Raw genomic sequence first — 20,866 nt, forward strand, 5'->3', positions numbered from 1 at the left:
CGGGGCGTCACCGCAGCTGGACCAGCGCCTGCGCCTTGGCGAGCACGCTCACCCCGCCGGTGGTGACGGTGAGGTCGACGCGCACGGAGCTGGCCGCGAGGTCCACCGCGCCGGCCTTGCCGACGACGACGACCTCCGCCGTGCCGGGGTCGGGCACCTCCACGGGGCGGGTGAAGCGCACGCCGTAGTCGACGACGGCGCCGGGGTCGCCGGCCCAGTCCTCCACCGCCGCGGCCGCGAGGCCCATGGTCGCCATGCCGTGGGCGATGACCCCGGGCAGCCCGACCTCGCGGGCGACGCGGTCGTTGTAGTGGATGGGGTTGAAGTCCCCGCTGGCGCCGGCGTAGCGCACGAGCAGCGCCCGGTCCACCGCGAAGGTGCGGCGGAAGAGCTCCTCGCCGATCTCGACCTCGGTGAGGACGGGCTGCTCGGGCACTGCGGGCTCCTGGTTGTCGCTCATCGGCCCTCCCCCCGCACGGCGAGCGTGGAGCGCACGGTGGCCACCGGGGCGTCGTCGGCGTCGGCGATCTCCGCGCGCGTGCTGACCAGGGTCAGCCCGGCCCGCTCGAGGATCTTGTCGACATGGACCGTGGTGCGCAGCCGGTCACCGGCCACGATCGGCCGGTGGTGGGTGAAGCGCTCCTCGGCGTGGACGACCCGGGAGAAGTCGATCCCGGCCTCCTCGCTGCCCACGTAGGCCTGCTCGGCGCGCTGGGCGACGACGACGGCGAAGGTCGGGGTGGCGACGACGTCGGCGTACCCCAGGGCCCAGGCGGCGTCCGGGTCGTAGTGGGCCGGGTGGGTGGCACCGGTGGCCCGGGCCATCTCGGCGATCTTCACCCGGGAGACCTCGTAGGTCTCGGTGGGGGCATAAGAACGCCCCACGAGCGTCGCATTGACGCCGGTGGGGCGGGTGCTGCTCTCGGTCATCGCCCCAGACTAGGGCAGGGCGGTGACCGAGCGGGTCAGCGGGTCTCGCGGTGCGTGGTCTTGGCGTTGCAGCGCGGGCAGTACTTCGCCAGCTCGAGCCGGTCGGGGTTGTTCCGACGGTTCTTCTTGGTGATGTAGTTGCGCTCCTTGCACACCTCGCAGGCGAGGGTGATCTTGGGGCGAACGTCGGTGGACTTGCTGGCCACGGCGGTTCCTCACGTATCGGTCGTGCGAGCGGCCATTCCCGGCTGCTTCGTCTGTTCCATGCTGGTAGCGGGGGCGGGGCTCGAACCCGCGACCTCACGATTATGAGTCGTGCGCTCTCACCAACTGAGCTACCCCGCCGCGTCCTGCGGACCGCACCACTTTACCTGCCGCGCGCCGCGGGCGGTAGCGGTCCGTAGACCAGAGCCCCGAAAGGGAATCGAACCCTTGACCTTCTCCTTACCATGGAGACGCTCTGCCGACTGAGCTATCGGGGCAGCGGTGAAGACACTACACACCCGGGGGCCCGGAGGTGAAATCCGGATGGCCCCTTCGGGCCGTGAGTCCGCTCACAGGCCGGCGGTGGGGCCTCGGGCGCCGGCCCGGGGGGCCGTGATGCCTGGCCGTCGGCGTGCCCTCCGGGGCGCGTGCCGGCTGGTGCGGGCGCCGGCTGGTGCGGGTGCCGGCCGCCGCGGCATGCGCGGCCGTTCTCGCCGCAGGCTGTCCGCCGCGCCGACCGCGGGTGGCACGCCGGGCGCGCTCGACGCGAACGGCCGCTCGGCGCGCGAGCGGCCGCCGGGGCGATCGGCCCCGGACCCCGTGGACAGGCCCCAGACATGACAACGGCCCACCACCGCTGCGCGCAGGTGATGGGCCGGTCCGTGGCGAGTGCAGGATTCGAACCTGCGAAGCATTCCGCGGCTGATTTACAGTCAGCTCCCTTTGGCCGCTCGGGCAACTCGCCTCGCACCCCGTAAGGTGCACACGGAACGATAGCAACAACTCGCGGGTGGTCGTTAACCGGCTCGGGGGCGAGGAAGGTCACACCGGCGCGCCCCGCGGCGTGGACCGCGCCCCGCCCGGAGACCCCCGCCGCACCATCCAGGAGGAGAGCGTCATGGCCGATTCGTCGTTCGACGTCGTCAGCAAGGTCGACCACCAGGAGGTCGACAACGCGGTCAATCAGGCCGCCAAGGAGATCGCCCAGCGCTACGACTTCAAGAACGTCGGCGCCTCGGTCACGCTCGCGGGCGAGACCATCACGATGACCGCGAACTCCCCCGAGCGGGTCAAGGCGGTCCTCGACGTCCTGGAGTCCAAGCTCATCAAGCGTGGCGTCTCGCTCAAGTCCCTGGACACCGGCGACGGCGAGCCGAAGGCGTCGGGCAAGGAGTACCGGCTCGTCGGCTCCCTCAAGGAGGGGCTGGGTCAGGACGTGGCGAAGAAGATCACCAAGCTCGTCCGCGACGAGGGCCCCAAGGGCGTCAAGGCGCAGATCACCGGCGACGAGGTGCGGGTGACCTCGAAGAGCCGCGACGACCTCCAGCAGGTCATCGCCCTGCTCAAGGGCGCCGATGACATCGACGCGGCGCTGCAGTTCACCAACTACCGCTGACGGCCCCGCGGGCGGGGACCCAGCAGCACCGCGAGGTCGAGGTTCCGGTCATGCCTGTGACCAACACCTCGACCTCGTGGGCCTCGGACGAGCGAACGCTCAGCGACTCGCCAGGCGCAGGGCCGCTTCGCTCGGGTCGCGCACGTCCCAGGGGCGGTCCACCAGCTGGCGCCACGTGAACCGCAGCACGGTGTCGCCGGCGAGCGTCAGGGCGTTGAGCCTCTCACGCTCGGCCTCGAAGTCGGCGTGCGCGATTCGGCCGTCAACCTCGGCGACGAGCCTGGGAAGGCGCTGCAGAGGCGCCCGCGGCACAGCGCCCTTCGAGGACGAGGCCGCGCTGGGTGCCTGCTGCCATGCCCGGGGCCGGGCGACCGGGCCACGCTCACCCGCGACGAGGTCGAGGTACCGGCTGCTGTCACAGCCAACCCCTCGACACCTCGACCTGGCTGGGGGCGGCGCCCCTCAGTACCCCGCCATGCGCTCCAGGCGCGCGATCCGCTCGTTCATCGGCGGGTGGGTGGAGAACATCTTCGCCACCCCGCCCGCGCGGAACGGGTTGGCGATCATCATGTGGCTGACGTTCTCCAGCCGCTGGGTCGGCTGCAGCGGCTGGGCAGCGGTGCCGCGGTCGAGCTTGCGCAGGGCCGAGGCCAGGGCGAGCGGGTCGCCGGTGAGCTGGGCGCCGTCCTCGTCGGCGTCGAACTCGCGGGTCCGGGAGATGGCCAGCTGGATGAGCGACGCGGCGATCGGCGCGAGCAGCGCCGTCGCCAGCAGCGCCAGCGGGTTGGCGTTCCGGTCGCGGCCGCCGAAGAACACGAGGAACTGCGCCACGGCGGTGATCAGGCCGGCGAACGCCGCGGCCACCGAGGAGGTGAGGATGTCCCGGTTGTACACGTGCATGAGCTCGTGGCCCAGCACCCCGCGCAGCTCGCGCGGCTCGAGGATGCGCACGATGCCCTCGGTGACGCACACCGCGGCGTTGCGCGGGTTCCGGCCCGTCGCGAAGGCGTTGGGTTGCGCCGTCGGGGCGATGTAGATCCGCGGCATCGGCTGGCGCGCGGTGGTGGCGAGCTCGCGGACCATCGCGTAGAGCCACGGCGCCTCGGCCTCGCTGACCGGGCGGGCGGCCATGGCCCGGATCGCCAGCTTGTCGGAGTTCCAGTAGCCGTAGAACGTCGTCCCGAGGCCGATGAGGGCGAAGATCCAGATGAACGACGAGCTGCCCGTCCCCGAGGCCACCAGGGCCCCCACGGCGAGCAGGATGACCCACATCACCGCGAAGAGGAGGGTGGTTTTCAGCCCGTTGTGGTGCCGGTCCGTCATGGTGGTCGCTGCTCCTGGTCGGTCAAGATCCGTGCCGGGGCGCGCCGTGGGGCGCACGGCGGGCCTGACACCCTCTTGAACGCCGACGGCGCCTCGTTCGTTCCGGACGCCCGTCAGGGCAGCCCGGCCGCGACCAGAAGGGCAGCCCGGCCGCGGGGGAGGCGTCAGCGCAGGCCGGGGGCGAGGCTCAGAGCAGGCGGCCGTCGTGCTCCTCGCCACGGGAGATCGCCGTCATCGTCTCGCGCTGGACGACCTTGACCCGCTCGCGGTCCAGCCCGTTGTACCGCTCGGCCAGGGACCTCTCGAAGGCGTCGAGCAGCTCCCAGCCCTCCCAGGTGGTGTAGCGCACCCCGGCGGCCTCGAGCGCGGCGAGCATGGCGTCGTGGCCGACGCCGGCCTCGTCCTCGCTGCGGGCGTGGAGCAGCCCGGCCTGGGCGTCCTCGACGAGGTGGGCGATCGTCTGCTGGGCGTCGGACTTCGTCGAGCCGATGAGGCCGACCGGGCCGCGCTTGATCCAGCCGGTGGCGTACACGCCGGGCAGGTACTCGCCGTCCGCGCCGAGGACGCGGCCCTCGGTGTTGGGGATGACGCCGCTGCGCTCGTCGAACGGCAGCCCCGACACCGCCGAGCCGAAGTAACCCACGGCGCGGTAGACGGCCTGGACCGGGGTGTCGACGAACTCCCCGGTGCCGCGCACCGACCCGTCGCCGGTCAGCTCGGTGCGCTCGGTGCGGATGGCCTCGACCTTGCCGTCGCCGAGGATCTCGACCGGGCGGTGCAGGAAGTGCAGGTGGATGCGGCGCGAGGCGGTGCGCTCGGCGGGGTCGCGCAGCGTCCAGTCCATCAGCGTCTTGACGACCTGCTTGGTCTGGTTCGACGAGCGGATGGCCTCCTCCGAGCCGGCGTCGAACTGGAAGTCCTCGTCGTAGACGATGACGTCGACGTCGGGCACCTTGCCCAGCTCGCGCAGCTCCAGCGGGGTGAACTTCACCTGGGCGGGGCCGCGGCGGCCGAAGACGTGGACGTCCGTGACCGGGCTGCGGCGCAGCCCCTCGGCCACGTTGTCCGGGATCTCGGTGACCATGAGGTCGTCGACGTGCTTGGCGAGCATGCGCGCGACGTCGAGGGCCACGTTGCCCACGCCGACGACGGCGACCTCCTTGGCCTCCAGCGGCCAGGTGCGCGGCACGTCAGGGTGGCCGTCGTACCAGGAGACGAAGTCGGCGGCGCCGAAGGAGCCGGGCAGCTCGACGCCGGGGATGTTCAGCGGAGCGTCGCGGTCGGAGCCGGTGGAGAAGATGACGGCGTCGTAGTGCTTCTGCAGCTCCTCCAGCGTCACGTCCTGGCCGACGTCGACGTTGCCGATGAGGCGGATGTCGCCGCGCTGGAGGATCTTGTACAGCGCGACGATGATCTGCTTGATCCGCGGGTGGTCCGGGGCGACGCCGTAGCGCACCAGCCCGAAGGGGGCGGGGAGCCGCTCGAAGAGGTCGATGCTCACCTCCAGCCCGGACTTGGACAGGATGTCGGCGGCGTAGATGCCGGCGGGTCCGGCGCCGACGAGTGCCACGCTGAGCGGGCGGGAGCTGGTCACGGGTGCCTCTCGTGCAGGGTGTACGGGACGACCGCGACGCACCAGCGCGCGGCTGGGTCGCGGAAAACCACCCTCCAGTCTACGGCCGCGCACCCATTCCGGCCGGTGAGCGCGGTCACGGCCCCGAGGTGCCAGAGTGGGTCGGTGGCCGATCACTCCCCCGCCGAACGCGCCGGCGCCCCCGCCGCGGCCGCCCCCGCCGGCTCCTCGGCGCCCGCCGCGGACCGCACCGGGCTCGCCCTCGGCCTCTCGTGCTACCTGCTGTGGGGCGCGTTCCCGCTGTACTTCCGGCTGCTCGAGCCGGCCGGCCCGGTGGAGATCGTGGCGCACCGGGCGGTGTGGAGCCTGGGCTTCTGCCTGCTGGCGCTGCTCGTCACCCGCACACTGCGCGACTTCACCGCCGTCCTGCGCCGGCCGCGGGCGGTGGCGCAGCTGGCCCTGGCGGCGGTGCTGGTGGCGACGAACTGGCTGGTCTACGTCTACGGGGTCAACTCCGGCCACACCGTCGACGCCGCGCTGGGGTACTTCATCAACCCGCTGGTCACGGTGCTCCTCGCGGTCGTGGTGCTCCACGAACGCCTCCGGCCCATGCAGTGGGCCGCGACCGGGATCGGCGCCCTGGCCGTGGTGGTCATCACGGTCGGCTACGGGCAGGCGCCGTGGATCGCCCTGGCCCTGGCGGGGTCCTTCGGGCTGTACGGGCTGGCCAAGAACCGGGTGGGGCGGACGGTGGGCGCGCTGCCGGGCCTGGCGGTGGAGACGACGGCGCTGTTCCCGCTCGCGCTGGGCTACCTGCTCTGGCTCGCCCACACGGGCGCCGGGACCTTCGGCGCCGGGGGCGCGGACCGGACCGAGCACATGGTGCTGCTCGCCCTGGCCGGGCCGCTCACCGCGGTCCCGCTGCTGCTCTTCGGGGCCGCGGCGCGGCGCCTGCCGCTGAGCGTCATGGGGATGCTGCAGTACCTCACCCCGGTGCTCCAGCTCCTCGTGGGCGTGGCGCTGTTCCACGAGCCCATGCCTCCGGAGCGGTGGGCGGGCTTCGTGCTCGTGTGGGCGGCCATCGGCGTGCTCACGCTGGACGGGTGGGTGCACCGGCCCCGGCCGGCCCGGGCCGAGCCCTGAGCCCACGCGGCCCCGGCGGCCCGGCGGCCCGGATCAGGCCAGGCGGTCGACCAGCAGCCCGGCGAACGCCCCCAGGGCGTCCTTGACCTCCCCGGCGGGCAGCGGGTCGAGCTCGGCGACGGCGTCCTGCGCCCAGGCGGCGGCGAGGTCGCGGGCCTCGGCGACCACGTCGTGCCCGCGCAGGTCGGCCACGATGGCGCTGAGCGCCTCGTCGGAGCCCAGGTCGCGGCCGAGCCGGTCGAGCAGGGCCAGCCCGGCGGCGTCGAGGGTGCCCTCGGCCGCCCGACGGCGCAGCAGCAGCACCGGCATGGTGTCCACGCCCTCGCGCAGGTCGGTGCCGGGCGTCTTGCCGGTGGTGGCGGCGTCGGCGGAGAGGTCGATGACGTCGTCGGCCAGCTGGAAGGCCACCCCGACCTTCTCGCCGTACCGGGTCAGCGTGTCGGCCACCTCGGCCCCTGCCCCGGAGAAGGTCGCGCCGTAGCGGGCCGCGGCGGCGATGAGCGAGCCGGTCTTGTCGGCGAGCACCCGGATGTAGTGCCCGACCGCCTCCTCCCCGTCCCCGGGCCCGAGGGTCTCGTGCAGCTGGCCCAGGCACAGCCGCTCGAAGGTCTCGGCGTGCACCCGCACGGCGTCGGCGCCCAGCCGGGCCACCATCTGCGAGGCGCGGGCGAAGAGCAGGTCGCCGGTGAGGATCGCCACGGAGTTGCCCCACACCTCGTGGGCGGCCGGCGCCCCGCGGCGCATCGGGGCGGAGTCCATGACGTCGTCGTGGTACAGGGTGGCGAGGTGGGTCAGCTCGACGGCGACGGCTGCGGTGAGCACCTCCTCGTTGACGCCCCCGGCCAGCTCGGCGGTCAGCAGCGTCAGCAGCGGGCGCAGCCGCTTGCCCCCGGCGGCGGCCAGGTGCGCGGCCGGGGCGTCGACGAGCTGGTCCGCGCCGGTCACGGCCGCGCGCAGGCGGGTCTCGACGTCGGACATCAGCGGGAGCAGGCGCTCCTCGAGCTCGTGGTCGCCCAGGGGCAGGATGGAGGTCGTCACAGGGTGCACGGTACTCACGGAAGGAACACTGCCGCCTGGTTGGCCAGGTCGAGGACGGGCCCGGGCAGCACGCCGAGCAGCACCGTGCCGACGGCGCACACGGCCACCGCGACCGAGGTGAGCCCCTCGGAGGCGACCACCGCGGTGCTCTCGCCGTCCGGCTCGGTGAAGAACATCAGGACCACCAGGCGCACGTAGAAGAACGCGGTGGCGGCCGAGGCGAGCACCGCCAGGACCACGAGCACGGCCGCGCCGCTGTCGATCGCGGCGGAGAAGACGGCGAACTTCCCGATGAAGCCCGCGGTGAGCGGGATGCCCGCGAAGGACAGGAGGAAGATCACCATCGCGACGGCGGCGGTGGGGCTGCGCCGGCCCAGCCCGGCCCACTGGGCCAGGTGGGTGGCCTCGCCGGTGACGTTGCCGTCGGCGTCGCGCTCGCGCACCAGGGTGACCAGGGCGAAGGCGCCGATGGTGGCCAGGCCGTAGGCCAGCAGGTAGAACAGCACCGCCGCGATGCCCAGGCTGCGCAGCGAGATGACGCCGATGAGGACGAACCCGGCGTGCGCGATCGAGGAGTAGGCGAGCATCCGCTTGACGTCGGTCTGCACGATGCCCAGCACGGTGCCGATGAGCATGGTGAGGATGATCACCACCCACATCACCGGCTCGAGGTCCCAGCTCATGCCCGGCAGGACCACGTAGAGGAACCGCAGCAGTGCGGCGAACGCGGCGAGCTTGGTGGCGGCCGCCATGAATCCGGTGACCGGGGTGGGGGCGCCCTGGTAGACGTCCGGGGTCCAGGCGTGGAACGGCACCGCGCCGACCTTGAACAGCAGCCCGATGATGACCAGCAGCGCGCCGCCGAGCAGCAGCCAGTCCATCCCGACGGTGGCCGGCACCGACTGCGCCAGGCCGGACAGGCGCACGGTGCCCGAGTAGCCGTACAGCAGGGCGATGCCGAAGAGGAAGAACGCCGAGGCGAACGCGCCGAGCAGGAAGTACTTCAGCGACGCCTCCTGGGACAGCAGGCGACGGCGCCTGGCGAGCCCGGAGAGGACGTACAGCGGCAGGGAGAGCACCTCGAGGGCGACGAACAGGGTCAGCAGGTCCCCCGCCCCGGCGAAGAGCAGCATGCCGGCCAGCGCGAACAGGGTCAGCGGGTAGACCTCGGTCTGCGCCATCCCGGCGCGGGTGGCGTCGGCCTCGTCGGTCGAGCCCGGCCGGGCGGCGGCCTGGGCGACGAAGGCGCCCTCGCCGGACTCGGTGCGGTCGGCGATGACGAGCAGCCCCAGCAGGCCGAACAGCACCAGGACCGCCTGGGCGGCCAGCGCCGGGCCGTCCTCGATGAGGGCGCCGGCGACGAGGGCGCTCGGCCCGCCGTCCTGCACGACGGTCCACCGCCACACGACGGCGACCAGCGCGCCGGCGGTGGCGAGCAGCCCGAGCACGAGCTGGACCGGGCGGCGCGCGGGGCGGGGCACGAAGGCCTCGACGAGCACGCCCGCGACGGCGGCGGCCAGGACGATGAGGACGGGCGTGAGCGCGGCCCAGTTCACCTCGGGCGCGACGAACGTGTTCACTTGGTGGTTCCCTCCGGGCCGGCCGCGAGGACCGCGCCGCTGTCCGCGGGGCCGGCCGGGCCCCAGGCGGTCTCGATGGAGCTGGGCTGATCGAGCGCGACGGCCTGCGCCACCGGCCGCACGGCGTCGAGCACCGGCGCCGGGTAGAAGCCGAGGGCGAGCATGACCGCGACCAGCGGGCCGACCACCCACTTCTCCCGGGCGCCGAGGTCGGGGATGCGGGCCAGCTCGGGCACCTTGGGGCCGGTGAAGATGCGCTGGTAGGGCAGCAGGATGTACACCGCGGCGATGATGACGCCGAGCACCGCGACCACGGCGGCGACGATGTTGACGCGGAAGGTGCCCTGGATGACGAGGAACTCGGGCACGAACCCGCTCAGGCCGGGCAGGGCGATGGAGGCCAGGCCGGCGACGAGGAACGTGCCGGCCAGCACCGGGGTCACCCGCTGCATGCCGCCGTAGGCGGGGATCTGCTGGCTCCCGCCGCGCCGGGTGAGGAACCCGGCGATGAGGAACAGGGCGGCCGTGGACACCCCGTGGGCGACCATGTAGAGCATCGTCCCGGTCAGGGCCACCTGGTCGCGGACGAAGATGCCCAGCACCATGAACCCGAAGTGGCTCACCGAGGTGAAGGCGATCAGCCGCATGATGTCGCGCTGGCCGACGGCGAGCAGCCCGCCGTAGATGATCGAGATCAGCGCCAGGACGATGATCGCCGGCGCCGCCCACACGGAGGCCTGCGGGAACAGCGGCAGGCACAGGGTGATCATCCCGAAGGTGCCCACCTTGTCCAGGACCCCGACGAGCAGCGTGGAGGTGCCGGCGGGGGCCTGCTGGGTGGCGTCGGGCAGCCAGGTGTGCACCGGCCACACCGGCGCCTTGACCGCGAAGGCGATGAAGAAGGACAGGAACAGCAGCCGCTCGACGGCCGGGGAGACCTCGAGGTGCCCGGCGAGGGTGTCGACGAGGAAGCCCTGCTCCCCGCCGGGGCCGGCGAGGTAGACCGCCACCACCCCGACGAGCATGATCAGCCCGCCGGCGAGGGAGTACAGCAGGAACTTCAGCGCGGCGGTGCGCCGGCGGGCCCCGCCGTAGTTGCCGATGAGGAAGTACACCGGGACGAGCATCGCCTCGAACAGGACGTAGAAGAGGAACACGTCCCGGGCGGCGAAGACCGCCACCATGAGCGCCTCGAGGGCGAGCACGAGGGCGACGAAGCCCATCTGCCGCCGCTCGAGCACCGCCCCTTCGGGCACCGCCTCCTGCTCGTGCCAGGCGGCCAGCAGCACCAGCGGCACGAGGAAGACGGCGAGCAGGACCATGACCAGCCCGAGGCCGTTGACCCCGAGGGCGTAGGACACGCCGAGCTGGGGGATCCAGCTGGCCAGCTCGGTGAGCTGCTGCTGGCCGGCCTGGGCGACGTCGAACTGGGTGGCCGCCGCGACGGCGAGGACGAGCTCGACGAGGGAGACGGCGAGGCCGTAGGGGCGGGCGACCTTGTGCAGGGGCCGGACCAGCCACAGCACCGCCGCGGCCACCAGGGGCAGCGCGATGAGGACGGTCAGCCAGGGGAAGGCCGCGTTGAGTGTCTGCATGTCAGTGAGTGACCTTCTCCCTCAGGCCTGCACGCGCGAGGCGAGGACGACGACAAGGGCGAGCACGACGCCGGCGAGCATGAGGGCGGCGTAGGAGCGGACGTACCCGTTCTGGACCCGGCGCAGCAGGCCGCCGAGGCCCGCCGTCGCCCGGGCGATGCCCATGACGCCGCCGTCGACGACCGAGGAGTCCGTGTACACGAGCGAGCGGGTGAGGTACTGGCTGGGCCGCATGAACACGCCCTCGTTGACGGCGTCCTGGTACAGGTCCTGCCGGGCGGCGCGGGTGAGCGCGGAGCCGCGCGGGGCCTCCACCGGCACCTCGGCGACGCCGTAGGCGCGCCAGGCGAGGAAGGCGCCCACGAGCACCACGAGGAGCGTGAGGGTGATGATCGCCGCCACGGGCAGCACCGGCTCGCCGTGCTCGGCGTGCCCGGTGACGGGCTCGAGCCAGGTGACGAAGGTGTCGCTCCACGCGAGGAACCCGCCGAGGCCGACCGACCCGATCGCCAGGACGATCATCGGCACCGTCATGAGGGCCGGGGCCTCGTGCGGGTGCACGGGCTCGGCGGCCGGGTCCTTCCAGCGGGCCTTGCCGTGGAAGACCATGAAGAACAGCCGGGACATGTAGAAGGCGGTGATCCCGGCGCCGAGCACCGCGACCAGGCCGAAGACCCACGGCCGCCAGCCCTCGCCGACGAAGGCGGTCTCGATGATGAGGTCCTTGCTCCAGAACCCGGAGAAGGGCGGGATGCCGAGGATCGCGAGCCAGCCGAGGCCCATGGTGACCCAGGTGATCTTCAGGTACGGCGCCAGCGCGCCGAAGCCGCGCATGTCGACCCGGTCGTCCATGGCGTGCATGACCGACCCGGCGCCGAGGAACAGCCCGGCCTTGAAGAAGCCGTGGGTGACGAGGTGGAAGATCGCGAAGGCGTACCCGATCGGGCCGAGGCCCGCGCCGAGCATCATGTAGCCGATCTGGGACATCGTCGAGGCGGCGAGGACCTTCTTCATGTCATCCTTGGCGCAGCCGACGATCGCCCCGAACAGCAGGGTGAAGGCGCCGACGATCGCGATGACGAGCAGGGCGTCGGGGGCGCCGTTGAGGATCGGCCCCGACCGCACGAGCAGGTAGACGCCGGCGGTGACCATGGTCGCGGCGTGGATCAGCGCGGAGACCGGGGTAGGGCCGGCCATGGCGTCGCCGAGCCAGGCCTGCAGCGGGAACTGGGCCGACTTGCCGCACGCGGCGAGCAGGAGCATCAGGCCGATGGCGGTGAGCACGCCCTCCGAGGCCCCGGCGGCCGCGCCGAACACGCCCGTGAAGCTCACCGAGCCGAACGCGGCGAACATGATCGCCATGGCCAGCAGCAGGCCGACGTCGCCGACGCGGTTCATGACGAAGGCCTTCTTCGCGGCCACCGCGTAGTCGGTGCGGTAGTTCCAGAACCCGATGAGCAGGTAGGACGCCAGGCCCACGCCCTCCCAGCCGACGAAGAGCAGCGCGTAGCTGTCGGCCAGCACCAGCAGCAGCATCGCCGCGACGAACAGGTTGAGGTAGGCGAAGAACCGGCGCCGGTCGGTGTCGTGCTCCATGTAGGCCACGGAGTAGATGTGGATGAGGGTGCCGACGAAAGTCACCAGCAGCACGAACGTCACCGACAGCGGGTCGATGCGCATCCCGGCCGGGACGTCGAGCGCGCCGGCGGGGATCCACTGGAACAGCGTGACGTCGACGACGCGGTCCGCGGCCGGGCGGGCGAGGAGCTGGACGGCGACGGCCACGCCCACCACGAGGGCGCCGGCGGAGGCGGCGACGCCGAGCCAGTGGCCCCACCGGTCGGCGCGGCGGCCCAGGACGAGCAGCACGCCGGCGGACAGCAGCGGCAGGGCGACGAGCAGCCACGCCAGGGAGATCGCTCCCCCGGCGGCGGCGCCGTCGGCGGCGGACACAGAGAACAAGGTGGCGGTCACGCCGGCCCCCGTCAGCTCTTCAGCAGGTTGACGTCGTCGACCGACGCGGACCTGCGGGTTCGGAAGATGGACACGATGATCGCCAGGCCGACGACGACCTCGGCCGCGGCCACGACCATCACGAAGAAGGCGACGACCTGACCGGTGAGGTCGCCGTGGAGCCGGGAGAAGGTCACCAGCACCAGGTTGGAGGAGTTGAGCATGATCTCCACGCCCAGCAGCGCGATGATCGCGTTGCGGCGCACGAGCACGGCGGTGGCGCCGATGGCGAACAGGATCGCGGCCAGCACCAGGTAGTTGACGAGGCTCATCGCTCCTCCTCCTTGGCCGCGCCGTCGGTGTGGTCCACGGCGAGCCGGGCGGAGCGCTCGAGCGTGGGCTCCTGCCCCGGGCTGCCGGGCAGCTGGGGCGTGGGCGGGGCCTCGCCGCGCATGCCGGGCAGGCCGGACTGGCCCACCGCGCGGCTGACCGCGCCGCCGTGCAGCCCGTCGGCCGCGCCGGCGCGGGCGCGGGCGATCGCCGCGACGGTCTCGGGGCTGACCTCGGCGAGGGTGCGCTCCTGGCCGCGGATGCGCAGCACCCGGGGCACCGAGACCTCCAGCGCCTCGCCGTCGGCGTCCAGCGCGGGCACGGTGGCGGCGTTGGACCGGGCGTACACGCCCGGGGCGGGCAGCTGGGCGATGCTCCCCCGGCCGGCGGCGAAGGCGCGCATCTTCTGCTCGAGCACGTCGCGCTGGGTGGCCTTGGGCCGCAGCCGCTCCATGTGGGTCAGCGTGACGGCCCCGACCGCGGCGGTGATGAGCAGCACGCCGGTGATCTCCATCGTGAACACGTGGTCGGAGAAGATCAGCCGGGCCACGCCCACCGGGTTGGAGTCGGTGTTGGCCGCGGCCAGCCCGCGCGCCTTCGGCAGCGTGGCCGCCGCGACGACCCCGCCGAGCACCAGGGCCAGGCCCAGGCCGCCGACGACGGCGACCCACCGCTGCCCGCGGATGGTCTCGGTGAGGGAGTCGGAGGCGTCGACGCCGACGAGCATGAGCACGAACAGGAACAGCATCATGATCGCGCCGGTGTAGACGACGACCTGGGCGACGCCGAGGAAGGGCGCCTCCTGCGCGACGTAGAGGAACGCCAGGCAGATCATGACGACGACGACGCTGAGCGCGGCGTGCACCGCGCGGCGGGCGAAGAGCAGCCCGAGCGCGGCGATCACCATGATCGGCGCGAGCACCCAGAACAGGACGGTCTCGCCGCCGCTGACGGTGCCCGTCTGGGCCAGCGTCGTCGGCAGCACGGCAGCGGTGGTCACTTGGCGCCCTCCTGGGCGGGTGCGACGACGCGGGCGGTCGCCAGGGTGGGGTCCTGGGGACGGCGCGAGCGCACCCAGTCCACCTGCGCCCCGGTCGGTCCGGTGACCTCGCCGCGGTAGTAGTCGTCGTCCTCGGTGCCCTCGACCATCGGGTGCGGGGCGGCGAGCATGCCCTCGAGCATCGGGGCCAGCAGGTCCTGCTTCTCGAAGATCAGGCCCTCGCGGGTCGGCCCCGTGAGCTCGTAGTCGTTGGTCATCGTCAGCGCCCGGGTGGGGCACGCCTCGATGCACAGGCCGCAGAAGATGCAGCGCAGGTAGTTGATCTGGTACACGCGGCCGTACCGCTCGCCCGGGGAGTACTGGGCGTCGACGGTGTTGTCGCCGGCCTCGACGTAGATCGCGTCCGCCGGGCAGGCCCACGCGCACAGCTCGCAGCCGATGCACTTCTCCAGCCCGTCCGCGTAGCGGTTGAGCTGGTGGCGGCCGTGGTAGCGCGGCTGGGTGGGGACCTTCTCGAAGGGGTACTGCTCGGTGACCACCGGGCGGAACATCGAGGAGATCGTCACCCCGAACCCGGCGACCGGCGCGAACAGCTGGCCCAGCGGGCCCTTCTGCGCCGGGCCGAGCGCCTGCGGGTCGTACTTGGCGACCTCGCCGCGGCGACGCTTCTCGCGGCGCCCCAGCTCGGCGCCCTGGGAGTCCTCAGACATCCTGGCCCTCCTTGTCCTGGGTCTGAGCGGCCATCGCGGCGGCCTCGCGCTTGGCGCGGCGCGGCGACGGCGGCAGGGTCTGTCCCGGCAGCGGCGGCACCGGGTAGCCGCCGGCGAAGGCGTCGAAGGTGGAGCCCGCGGGGACGACGTCGGGCCGCGGGGCGGTCTCGGGCTCCTCGGGCTTCTTCTCCCCCTCCTTGGCGGGCCACAGCAGCAGCGCCACCATGAGGACCACGAACGCCCCGGCGATCCACAGCAGCAGCGTGCGCAGGTCGATCGCGGCGAACTGGCGCACCCCCTGGATGACGGCGACGGCGACGAGCCAGACCAGGGCGACGGGGATGAGCACCTTCCAGCCCAGGCGCATGAACTGGTCGTAGCGGAAGCGCAGCAGCGTGCCGCGGAGCCAGATCATCACGAACATCACGAGCCAGACCTTGACGAGGAACCACAGCACCGGCCACCAGCCGGTGTTGAGCACCCCGTCGCCGAGGGCGGACAGCGGCCACGGCGCCCGCCAGCCGCCGAGGAACAGGGTCACGGCCACGCCGGAGACGTTCATCATGTTGATGTACTCCGCGAGGTAGAACCAGGCGAACTTCATCGAGGAGTACTCGGTGGAGTGCCCGGCCACGAGCTCGCCCTCGGCCTCGGGCAGGTCGAAGGGCAGCCGGTTGACCTCACCGACCATCGAGACGAAGTAGATCGCGAAGGCCGGCAGCAGCGAGATGCCCCACCACAGCTGGGTCTGGGCGTCGACGATCTGGGAGGTCGACATCGACCCCGAGACGAGGAAGACGCTCACCAGGGACAGGCCCATGCTCAGCTCGTAGGAGATGATCTGCGCCGACGAGCGCACCGCCCCGAGCAGCGGGTAGGTGGAGTTCGACGACCAGCCGCCCAGCACGATGCCGTACACGCCCAGCGAGGTCACGGCGAGGATGTAGACGACGGCGACCGGCATGTCGGTCAGCTGCAGCGGCGTCGTGATCCCGAACATCGACACCTCGGGCCCGAACGGCAGCACCGCGTAGACGAGGAACGAGGTGAAGGCCGCGATGAACGGGCCGAGCATGTAGATGAACTTGTCGGCGCCCTTGAGCCAGAAGTCCTCCTTGAGGACGAGCTTGAGGGCGTCGGCGAACGCCTGGCCGAAGCCCAGCGGGCCGGTGACGTTCGGGCCCAGGCGGGTCTGCATGCGGCCCAGGCCGCGGCGCTCGACCCACAGGGCGAAGATCACCGACAGGACGAGGAAGAGCAGGATGGCGACGGCCTTGATCAGCCAGATCCACCAGGTGTCCTGACTGAAGTCGGCCGTCGGCATCGCCGAGCTCGCCAGGATGGTCATCGGTCCTCCTCGGACAGGAGCGTGACGACGGCGCCGGCGCCCGCGCCGATGGCGCGCACGCTGGAGCCGGCAGAGTTCTCCGGCAGCCACACGACGTCGTCGGGCATCGTGGTGACGGCCAGCGGCAGGGTGATGCTGCCGCGCGGGCCGGCGACGGTCACCGCGGCGCCGTCGCGCACCCCGAGGGCGGCGGCGGTCGCGGCGCTCAGGCGCACCACCGGGCGGTGGGCGGTGCCGGCCAGGTGCGGCTCGCCGTCCTGCAGCCGGCCGGCGTCGAGCTGGGGCTTCCAGGTGGCGAGCACGGCCCGGCCCGGGCCGGCGGCCGGCACCGGGGCCAGCGCGGTGACCGGCGACCCGGCCCGCTGCCCCTCCCAGCCGGCGAGCTCGCCGAGCTCGGCGTGGGTGGCCTTGAGCTCGCCCAGGCCCAGGGCCACGCCCATCTCCGCGGCCAGGGCGTCGAGGACCTGCCGGTCGGACAGCGCGCGGGAGACGAGCACCTGCCCGAAGGGACGCACCCGCCCCTCCCAGTTGACGAAGGTGCCGGCCTTCTCCACCGGCGGCGCGACGGGCAGGACCACGTCGGCGTGGGCGGAGACCTCCGAGCGGCGCACCTCCAGCTGGAGCACGAAGCCGGCCGCGGCCAGCGCGGCGCGGGCGAGCTCGGGGTCGGGCAGGTCGCGCGGCTCGAGACCGCCGACCACCAGGGCGCCGAGCGCCCCGTCGCGGGCGGCGGCGAGGATGCCGGTGAGGTCGCGCCCGGGCGCCGCGGGCACCCGGTCGGCGCCCCACACGGCGGCGACGTCGACCCGGGCGGCCGGGTCGGCGACCAGCCGCCCGCCGGGCAGCAGCGCGGGCAGGGTGCCGGCGTCGACGGCGCCGCGCTCGCCGGCCCGGCGCGGGACCCACGCCAGGCGGGCGCCGGTGCGGGCGGCCAGGGCGGCGACGGCGGAGAGGGTGCCGGGCGCGGCGGCGGCGCGCTCGCCGACGACGACGACCGCGCCGGGGGCGGCCAGGCGCCGGGCGAGGTCCTCCTCGGGGCCGCCCGCGTCGATGCCGGCGAGCACGTGCGCCTCGGCGCCGGGCACGGTGGGCAGCAGCCGGGCGCGCATCTTGGTCGTGCCGCGGGTGGCGAAGGGGGCCAGGGTGGCCACCTGGACGGTGCCGGCCAGGACGCCCTTGCGCAGCCGCAAGAAGACGGTGCCGGCCTCGTCCTCGGGCTCGAGGCCGACGAGAAGGACCTGCCCGGCCCTCTCCAGGTCGCGGAAGGTCACCCCCAGCCCGGTGGCGGCCACGTGCTGGGCGAGGAACTGGTCCTCCTCGGCCGAGTGCACCCGGGCGCGGTGGTCGATGTCGTTGGTGCCCAGGACCACCCGGGCGAACTTCGACCAGGCGTAGGCGTCCTCGAGGGTCAGCCGCCCGCCGGGCAGCAGGCCCACGCCGCCGGCCTCCTGGGCCCGGCGCAGCGCCGTGGCGGCCAGGTCGAGGGCCTCGGACCAGCTGGTGGGGACCAGCTCGCCGGTCTCCTCGTCGCGCACCAGCGGGACGGTGAGCCGGTCCGGGGCGGACTGCCAGGGGTAGGCGAAGCGGTCCTTGTCGGTGATCCACTCCTCGTTGACCTCGGGGTCCTCCCCCGCCAGGCGGCGCACGACGACGCCGCGGCGGTGGTCGACCCGGATGGCGGAGCCGCACGCGTCGTGCTCGGCCACCGACTCGGTGGAGACGAGGTCGAACGGGCGGGCCCGGAACCGGTAGGAGGCGGAGGTCAGGGCCCCGACCGGGCAGATCTGGATGGTGTTGCCCGAGAAGTAGGAGGCGAACGGGCGCCCGGAGGCGTCGGCCTCGGCCGCCCCGACCGGCCCGGAGGCCAGCGCGCCGGCCAGGCCGGGCTCGCCGTCGGGCCCGGCGACGTCCGGGGCCAGGGCGCGCAGCTCGGCGTCGGGGTCGGCGAAGTGGAGCACCCGGCTGTCGAAGGTGCCGATCTGCGAGCCGTTCATGCCGTGGACCTCGCGGCCCGGGGTGCCCCCGCCGCGGCCCTGCAGGGCGATGAACGGGTCGCCGGCGATCTCGGCGGAGAAGCGGGTGCACCGCTGGCACAGGATGCACCGGTCGCGGTCGAGGAGGATCTGGGTGGAGATCTTCAGCGGCTTGGGGAACGTGCGCTTGATGTCGGTGAAGCGGGTGGCCGAGCGGCCGTTGCTCATCGCCTGGTTCTGCAGCGGGCACTCCCCGCCCTTGTCGCACACCGGGCAGTCCAGCGGGTGGTTGATCAGGAGGAACTCCATGATCCCGTGCTGGGCCTTGTCGGCGACGTCGGAGGTGTGCTGGGTGGCGACGACCATGCCGGGGGTGGCCTCGATCGTGCAGGAGGCCTGCGGCTTGGGCATGGCCCGGAGGTTGCCGTCGCGGTCGGGGGTGGAGATGTCCACCAGGCACTGCCGGCACGCCCCGGCCGGGGCGAGCAGCGGGTGGTCGCAGAAGCGCGGGATCTGGATGCCGGCCCTCTCGGCGGCGCGGATGACCAGGGTGCCCTTGGGCACCTGGACCTCCACGCCGTCGATGGTCACCGTGAGCATCTCCACCGGCGCCTCGGTGGGACGGTCGGTCGTCGCTGTCATCGGACACCTGCTTCGCTGAAGAGTGCCGAGGCCTCGTAGGGGAACAGCTCCCAGGCGGGGGTGTGCAGCCCCGCCTCGAACTCGGCGCGGAAGTGCTTGATGCCGCTCTGGATCGGCGTCGCGGCGGCGTCGCCCAGGGCGCAGAAGGAGCGGCCGAGGATGTTGCCGGCGACGTCGAGCAGGAGGTCGACGTCGGAGGGCAGGCCGGTGCCGGCCTCGAGCCGGTGCATGACCTGCTTCATCCAGTAGGTGCCCTCGCGGCAGGGGGTGCACTTGCCGCAGGACTCGTGCTGGTAGAAGTCGGTCCACCGGGCGATGACCCGCACCACCGAGGTGGTCTCGTCGAAGACCATGAGCGCGCGGGTGCCGAGCATGGACCCGGCGGCGCCGACGGAGTCGTAGTCCAGCGGGACGTCGAGCTCGGCCTCGGTGAAGATCGGGGTGGAGGACCCGCCGGGGGTCCAGAACTTCAGCCGGTGCCCGTCGCGCATGCCGCCGGCGAGCTCGATGAGCTCGCGCATGGTGATGCCGAACGGCACCTCGAACTGGCCGGGGTTCTTCACGTGCCCGGAGATGGAGAAGATGCCGTGCCCGGTGCTCTTGGGCGTGCCCATGGCGGTGAACCAGTCTTTGCCGTGGCGGATGATGCCGGGCACGGAGGCGATCGACTCGACGTTGTTGACCACGGTGGGCCGGGCGTACAGGCCCGCGACCGCCGGGAAGGGCGGCTTGAGGCGCGGCTGGCCGCGGCGGCCCTCCAGGGAGTCCAGCAGCGCCGTCTCCTCGCCGCAGATGTACGCCCCGGCGCCGGCGTGGACGACGATCTCGAGGTCGTAGTCGCCGTTCGGGCCCAGCCCGGTCCCGATCAGGCCGGCCTCGCGGGCCTCGCGCACCGCGGCGAGCAGCCGGCGGTAGACGTGCACGACCTCCCCGCGCAGGTAGATGAACGCGACGTTGCCGCCGATGGCGTAGGAGGTGATGGCCATGCCCTCGATGAGCGAGTGCGGGTTGGCCAGCATGAGCGGGACGTCCTTGCAGGTGCCCGGCTCGGACTCGTCGGCGTTGACGACGAGGTAGCGCGGCCCGCCGTCGGGCGCGGGCAGGAAGGACCACTTCAGCCCGGTGGGGAAGCCGGCGCCGCCGCGCCCGCGCAGGCCGGAGGCCTTGACCTCGGCGACGACGTCCTCGGGCGCCATGGTCAGCGCCTTGGCCAGGCCCTCGTACCCGCCGTGGGCGCGGTAGGTGGCCAGCTTCCAGGGCTCCGGGGCGTCCCACAGGTCGGTGAGGACGGGGGTGAGCCGGTCCGGGGCGGTGATCGTCATTGCACGTTCCCCTTCGCCTCGTCGGCGCGCGGCTGCGCCGAGGAGTCCGCTGCGGTGGTGGGCCGGCGCTCGGCGCTGGAGCCCGCGGCGCCCACGGCGGGCGCCACGTCGCCGCCGGCGGCCTCTGAGCTGGTGCCGTCGCCCTCGACCCGCGGCGCGGTCCAGCCGTGCTCGCGGGCGATGCGCAGCCCCAGCAGGCTGGCCTCGCCGGCGGCGACGCCCTCGTCGGCCCGGCCGTCCTCGAACCCGGCCAGGACGTGCTCGACCTCGCGGAAGGTGGCCACGGTGTGGGCGCCGCGGGTGGGGTGCACGGGCCGGCCGGCGGTGATCTGGTCGACGAGGTCGACGGCCGAGGTGGGCGTCTGGTTGTCGAAGAACTCCCAGTTGACCATGACGACCGGGGCGTAGTCGCAGGCCGCGTTGCACTCGACCTGCTCGAGGGTGATCCTGCCGTCCGCCGTCGTCTCGTCGTGGCCGATGCCCAGGTGGTCGCTCAGCCGCTCGAAGATGAGGTCCCCGCCCATGACGGCGCACAGGGCGTTGGTGCACACCCCGACCGTGTACTCGCCGTTGGGGTGGCGCTTGTACTGGCTGTAGAAGGTGGCCACCGCGGAGACCTCGGCGCGGCTGAGGTCCAGCAGGTCGGCGCACAGGGCGATCCCGCGCGGGGAGACGTAGCCGTCCTCGGACTGCACCAGGTGCAGCAGCGGCAGCAGGGCCGAGCGCGGGTCGGGGTAGCGGGCGAGGATCTGCGCGGCCTCGGCGCGCAGGCGCGCGTCGGCCTCAGGTGCGTAGGTGTCGCTCAT

General features: G+C 73.0%; 19 protein-coding genes and 3 tRNA genes. 2 read left to right on the plus strand and 20 right to left on the minus strand.

Annotated features, from left to right (window positions below; all coding sequences use genetic code 11):
- Positions 1 to 7: 7 nt before the first annotated feature.
- The 6 genes from GD880_RS02915 to GD880_RS02940 all read right to left on the minus strand — a co-directional run bounded on the left by GD880_RS02915 (position 8) and on the right by GD880_RS02940 (position 1,879).
- Complete coding sequence (locus GD880_RS02915) at positions 8 to 460, minus strand: MaoC/PaaZ C-terminal domain-containing protein (protein WP_152230080.1); 453 nt, start codon at positions 458 to 460, stop codon at positions 8 to 10.
- Positions 457 to 930 carry an FAS1-like dehydratase domain-containing protein gene (locus GD880_RS02920; RefSeq protein ID WP_152230081.1) on the minus strand — a complete coding sequence of 158 codons (474 nt, stop codon included), beginning with the start codon at positions 928 to 930 and terminating at the stop codon, positions 457 to 459. Before GD880_RS02920 ends, GD880_RS02915 begins: the two co-directional genes overlap by 4 nt.
- A 35-nt stretch (positions 931 to 965) precedes the next feature.
- The gene (gene rpmG, locus GD880_RS02925; protein WP_143419433.1) at positions 966 to 1,136 is read right to left on the minus strand and encodes a 50S ribosomal protein L33; all 171 of its coding nucleotides are present in this window, start codon (positions 1,134 to 1,136) and stop codon (positions 966 to 968) included.
- Positions 1,137 to 1,198: 62 nt separating this feature from the next.
- A tRNA-Met gene (locus GD880_RS02930) sits at positions 1,199 to 1,275 on the minus strand.
- Between the two features lie 64 nt (positions 1,276 to 1,339).
- Positions 1,340 to 1,412: transfer RNA gene (locus GD880_RS02935), tRNA-Thr, on the minus strand.
- Between the two features lie 385 nt (positions 1,413 to 1,797).
- Positions 1,798 to 1,879, minus strand: a tRNA-Tyr gene (locus GD880_RS02940).
- Positions 1,880 to 2,032: 153 nt separating this feature from the next.
- On the opposite strand from GD880_RS02940, the gene GD880_RS02945 reads away from it, so the two are divergent.
- Positions 2,033 to 2,530, plus strand: coding sequence for a YajQ family cyclic di-GMP-binding protein (locus GD880_RS02945; RefSeq protein ID WP_152230082.1), 498 nt, complete (start codon positions 2,033 to 2,035; stop codon positions 2,528 to 2,530).
- Positions 2,531 to 2,629: 99 nt separating this feature from the next.
- On the opposite strand, the gene GD880_RS02950 is transcribed toward GD880_RS02945, so the two are convergent.
- The 3 genes from GD880_RS02950 to GD880_RS02960 all read right to left on the minus strand — a co-directional run bounded on the left by GD880_RS02950 (position 2,630) and on the right by GD880_RS02960 (position 5,447).
- A complete protein-coding gene (locus GD880_RS02950) occupies positions 2,630 to 2,842 on the minus strand; it encodes a PDDEXK family nuclease (RefSeq protein WP_152230083.1) in 213 nt (70 codons plus the stop codon).
- A gap of 150 nt (positions 2,843 to 2,992) precedes the next feature.
- Positions 2,993 to 3,853, minus strand: coding sequence for a zinc metalloprotease HtpX (gene htpX, locus GD880_RS02955; RefSeq protein ID WP_152230084.1), 861 nt, complete (start codon positions 3,851 to 3,853; stop codon positions 2,993 to 2,995).
- A 187-nt stretch (positions 3,854 to 4,040) separates the two neighbouring features.
- Positions 4,041 to 5,447, minus strand: a complete 1,407-nt coding sequence (locus GD880_RS02960) for an FAD-dependent oxidoreductase (protein ID WP_152230085.1) — start codon at positions 5,445 to 5,447, stop codon at positions 4,041 to 4,043.
- 144 nt (positions 5,448 to 5,591) lie between these two features.
- On the opposite strand from GD880_RS02960, the gene rarD reads away from it, so the two are divergent.
- On the plus strand, positions 5,592 to 6,569 hold the full coding sequence (gene rarD, locus GD880_RS02965) for an EamA family transporter RarD (protein ID WP_152230086.1): 978 nt from the start codon (positions 5,592 to 5,594) through the stop codon (positions 6,567 to 6,569).
- 33 nt (positions 6,570 to 6,602) lie between these two features.
- On the opposite strand, the gene GD880_RS02970 is transcribed toward rarD, so the two are convergent.
- From GD880_RS02970 to nuoE, 11 genes are read right to left on the minus strand one after another with little or no spacing between them, the layout of a single operon-like run.
- Positions 6,603 to 7,607, minus strand: a complete 1,005-nt coding sequence (locus GD880_RS02970) for a polyprenyl synthetase family protein (protein ID WP_226909322.1) — start codon at positions 7,605 to 7,607, stop codon at positions 6,603 to 6,605.
- Between the two features lie 14 nt (positions 7,608 to 7,621).
- Positions 7,622 to 9,187 carry an NADH-quinone oxidoreductase subunit NuoN gene (nuoN, locus tag GD880_RS02975; RefSeq protein ID WP_152230087.1) on the minus strand — a complete coding sequence of 522 codons (1,566 nt, stop codon included), beginning with the start codon at positions 9,185 to 9,187 and terminating at the stop codon, positions 7,622 to 7,624.
- Positions 9,184 to 10,782, minus strand: coding sequence for an NADH-quinone oxidoreductase subunit M (locus tag GD880_RS02980; RefSeq protein ID WP_152230088.1), 1,599 nt, complete (start codon positions 10,780 to 10,782; stop codon positions 9,184 to 9,186). The genes nuoN and GD880_RS02980 overlap by 4 nt, the downstream gene beginning before the upstream one ends.
- Positions 10,783 to 10,803: 21 nt before the next feature.
- Positions 10,804 to 12,744 (minus strand): NADH-quinone oxidoreductase subunit L, encoded by a 1,941-nt coding sequence (gene nuoL, locus GD880_RS02985; RefSeq protein ID WP_452176725.1) that lies wholly within the window; start codon positions 12,742 to 12,744, stop codon positions 10,804 to 10,806.
- Between the two features lie 23 nt (positions 12,745 to 12,767).
- Positions 12,768 to 13,067 carry an NADH-quinone oxidoreductase subunit NuoK gene (gene nuoK / locus GD880_RS02990; protein WP_152230090.1) on the minus strand — a complete coding sequence of 100 codons (300 nt, stop codon included), beginning with the start codon at positions 13,065 to 13,067 and terminating at the stop codon, positions 12,768 to 12,770.
- Positions 13,064 to 14,065 (minus strand): NADH-quinone oxidoreductase subunit J, encoded by a 1,002-nt coding sequence (locus GD880_RS02995; RefSeq protein ID WP_226909323.1) that lies wholly within the window; start codon positions 14,063 to 14,065, stop codon positions 13,064 to 13,066. The genes nuoK and GD880_RS02995 overlap by 4 nt, the downstream gene beginning before the upstream one ends.
- On the minus strand, positions 14,062 to 14,775 hold the full coding sequence (gene nuoI, locus GD880_RS03000) for an NADH-quinone oxidoreductase subunit NuoI (protein WP_152230091.1): 714 nt from the start codon (positions 14,773 to 14,775) through the stop codon (positions 14,062 to 14,064). Before nuoI ends, GD880_RS02995 begins: the two co-directional genes overlap by 4 nt.
- The gene (nuoH, locus tag GD880_RS03005; protein ID WP_152230092.1) at positions 14,768 to 16,123 is read right to left on the minus strand and encodes an NADH-quinone oxidoreductase subunit NuoH; all 1,356 of its coding nucleotides are present in this window, start codon (positions 16,121 to 16,123) and stop codon (positions 14,768 to 14,770) included. The genes nuoI and nuoH overlap by 8 nt, the downstream gene beginning before the upstream one ends.
- Complete coding sequence (locus GD880_RS03010; protein ID WP_152230093.1) at positions 16,120 to 18,738, minus strand: NADH-quinone oxidoreductase subunit G; 2,619 nt, start codon at positions 18,736 to 18,738, stop codon at positions 16,120 to 16,122. The genes nuoH and GD880_RS03010 overlap by 4 nt, the downstream gene beginning before the upstream one ends.
- A complete protein-coding gene (gene nuoF / locus GD880_RS03015) occupies positions 18,735 to 20,060 on the minus strand; it encodes an NADH-quinone oxidoreductase subunit NuoF (protein WP_152230094.1) in 1,326 nt (441 codons plus the stop codon). Before nuoF ends, GD880_RS03010 begins: the two co-directional genes overlap by 4 nt.
- Complete coding sequence (gene nuoE / locus GD880_RS03020; RefSeq protein ID WP_152230095.1) at positions 20,057 to 20,866, minus strand: NADH-quinone oxidoreductase subunit NuoE; 810 nt, start codon at positions 20,864 to 20,866, stop codon at positions 20,057 to 20,059. The genes nuoF and nuoE overlap by 4 nt, the downstream gene beginning before the upstream one ends.

The sequence above is a fragment of the Georgenia ruanii genome (genome assembly GCF_009193175.1).
Classification (GTDB): Bacteria; Actinomycetota; Actinomycetes; order Actinomycetales; family Actinomycetaceae; genus Georgenia; species Georgenia ruanii.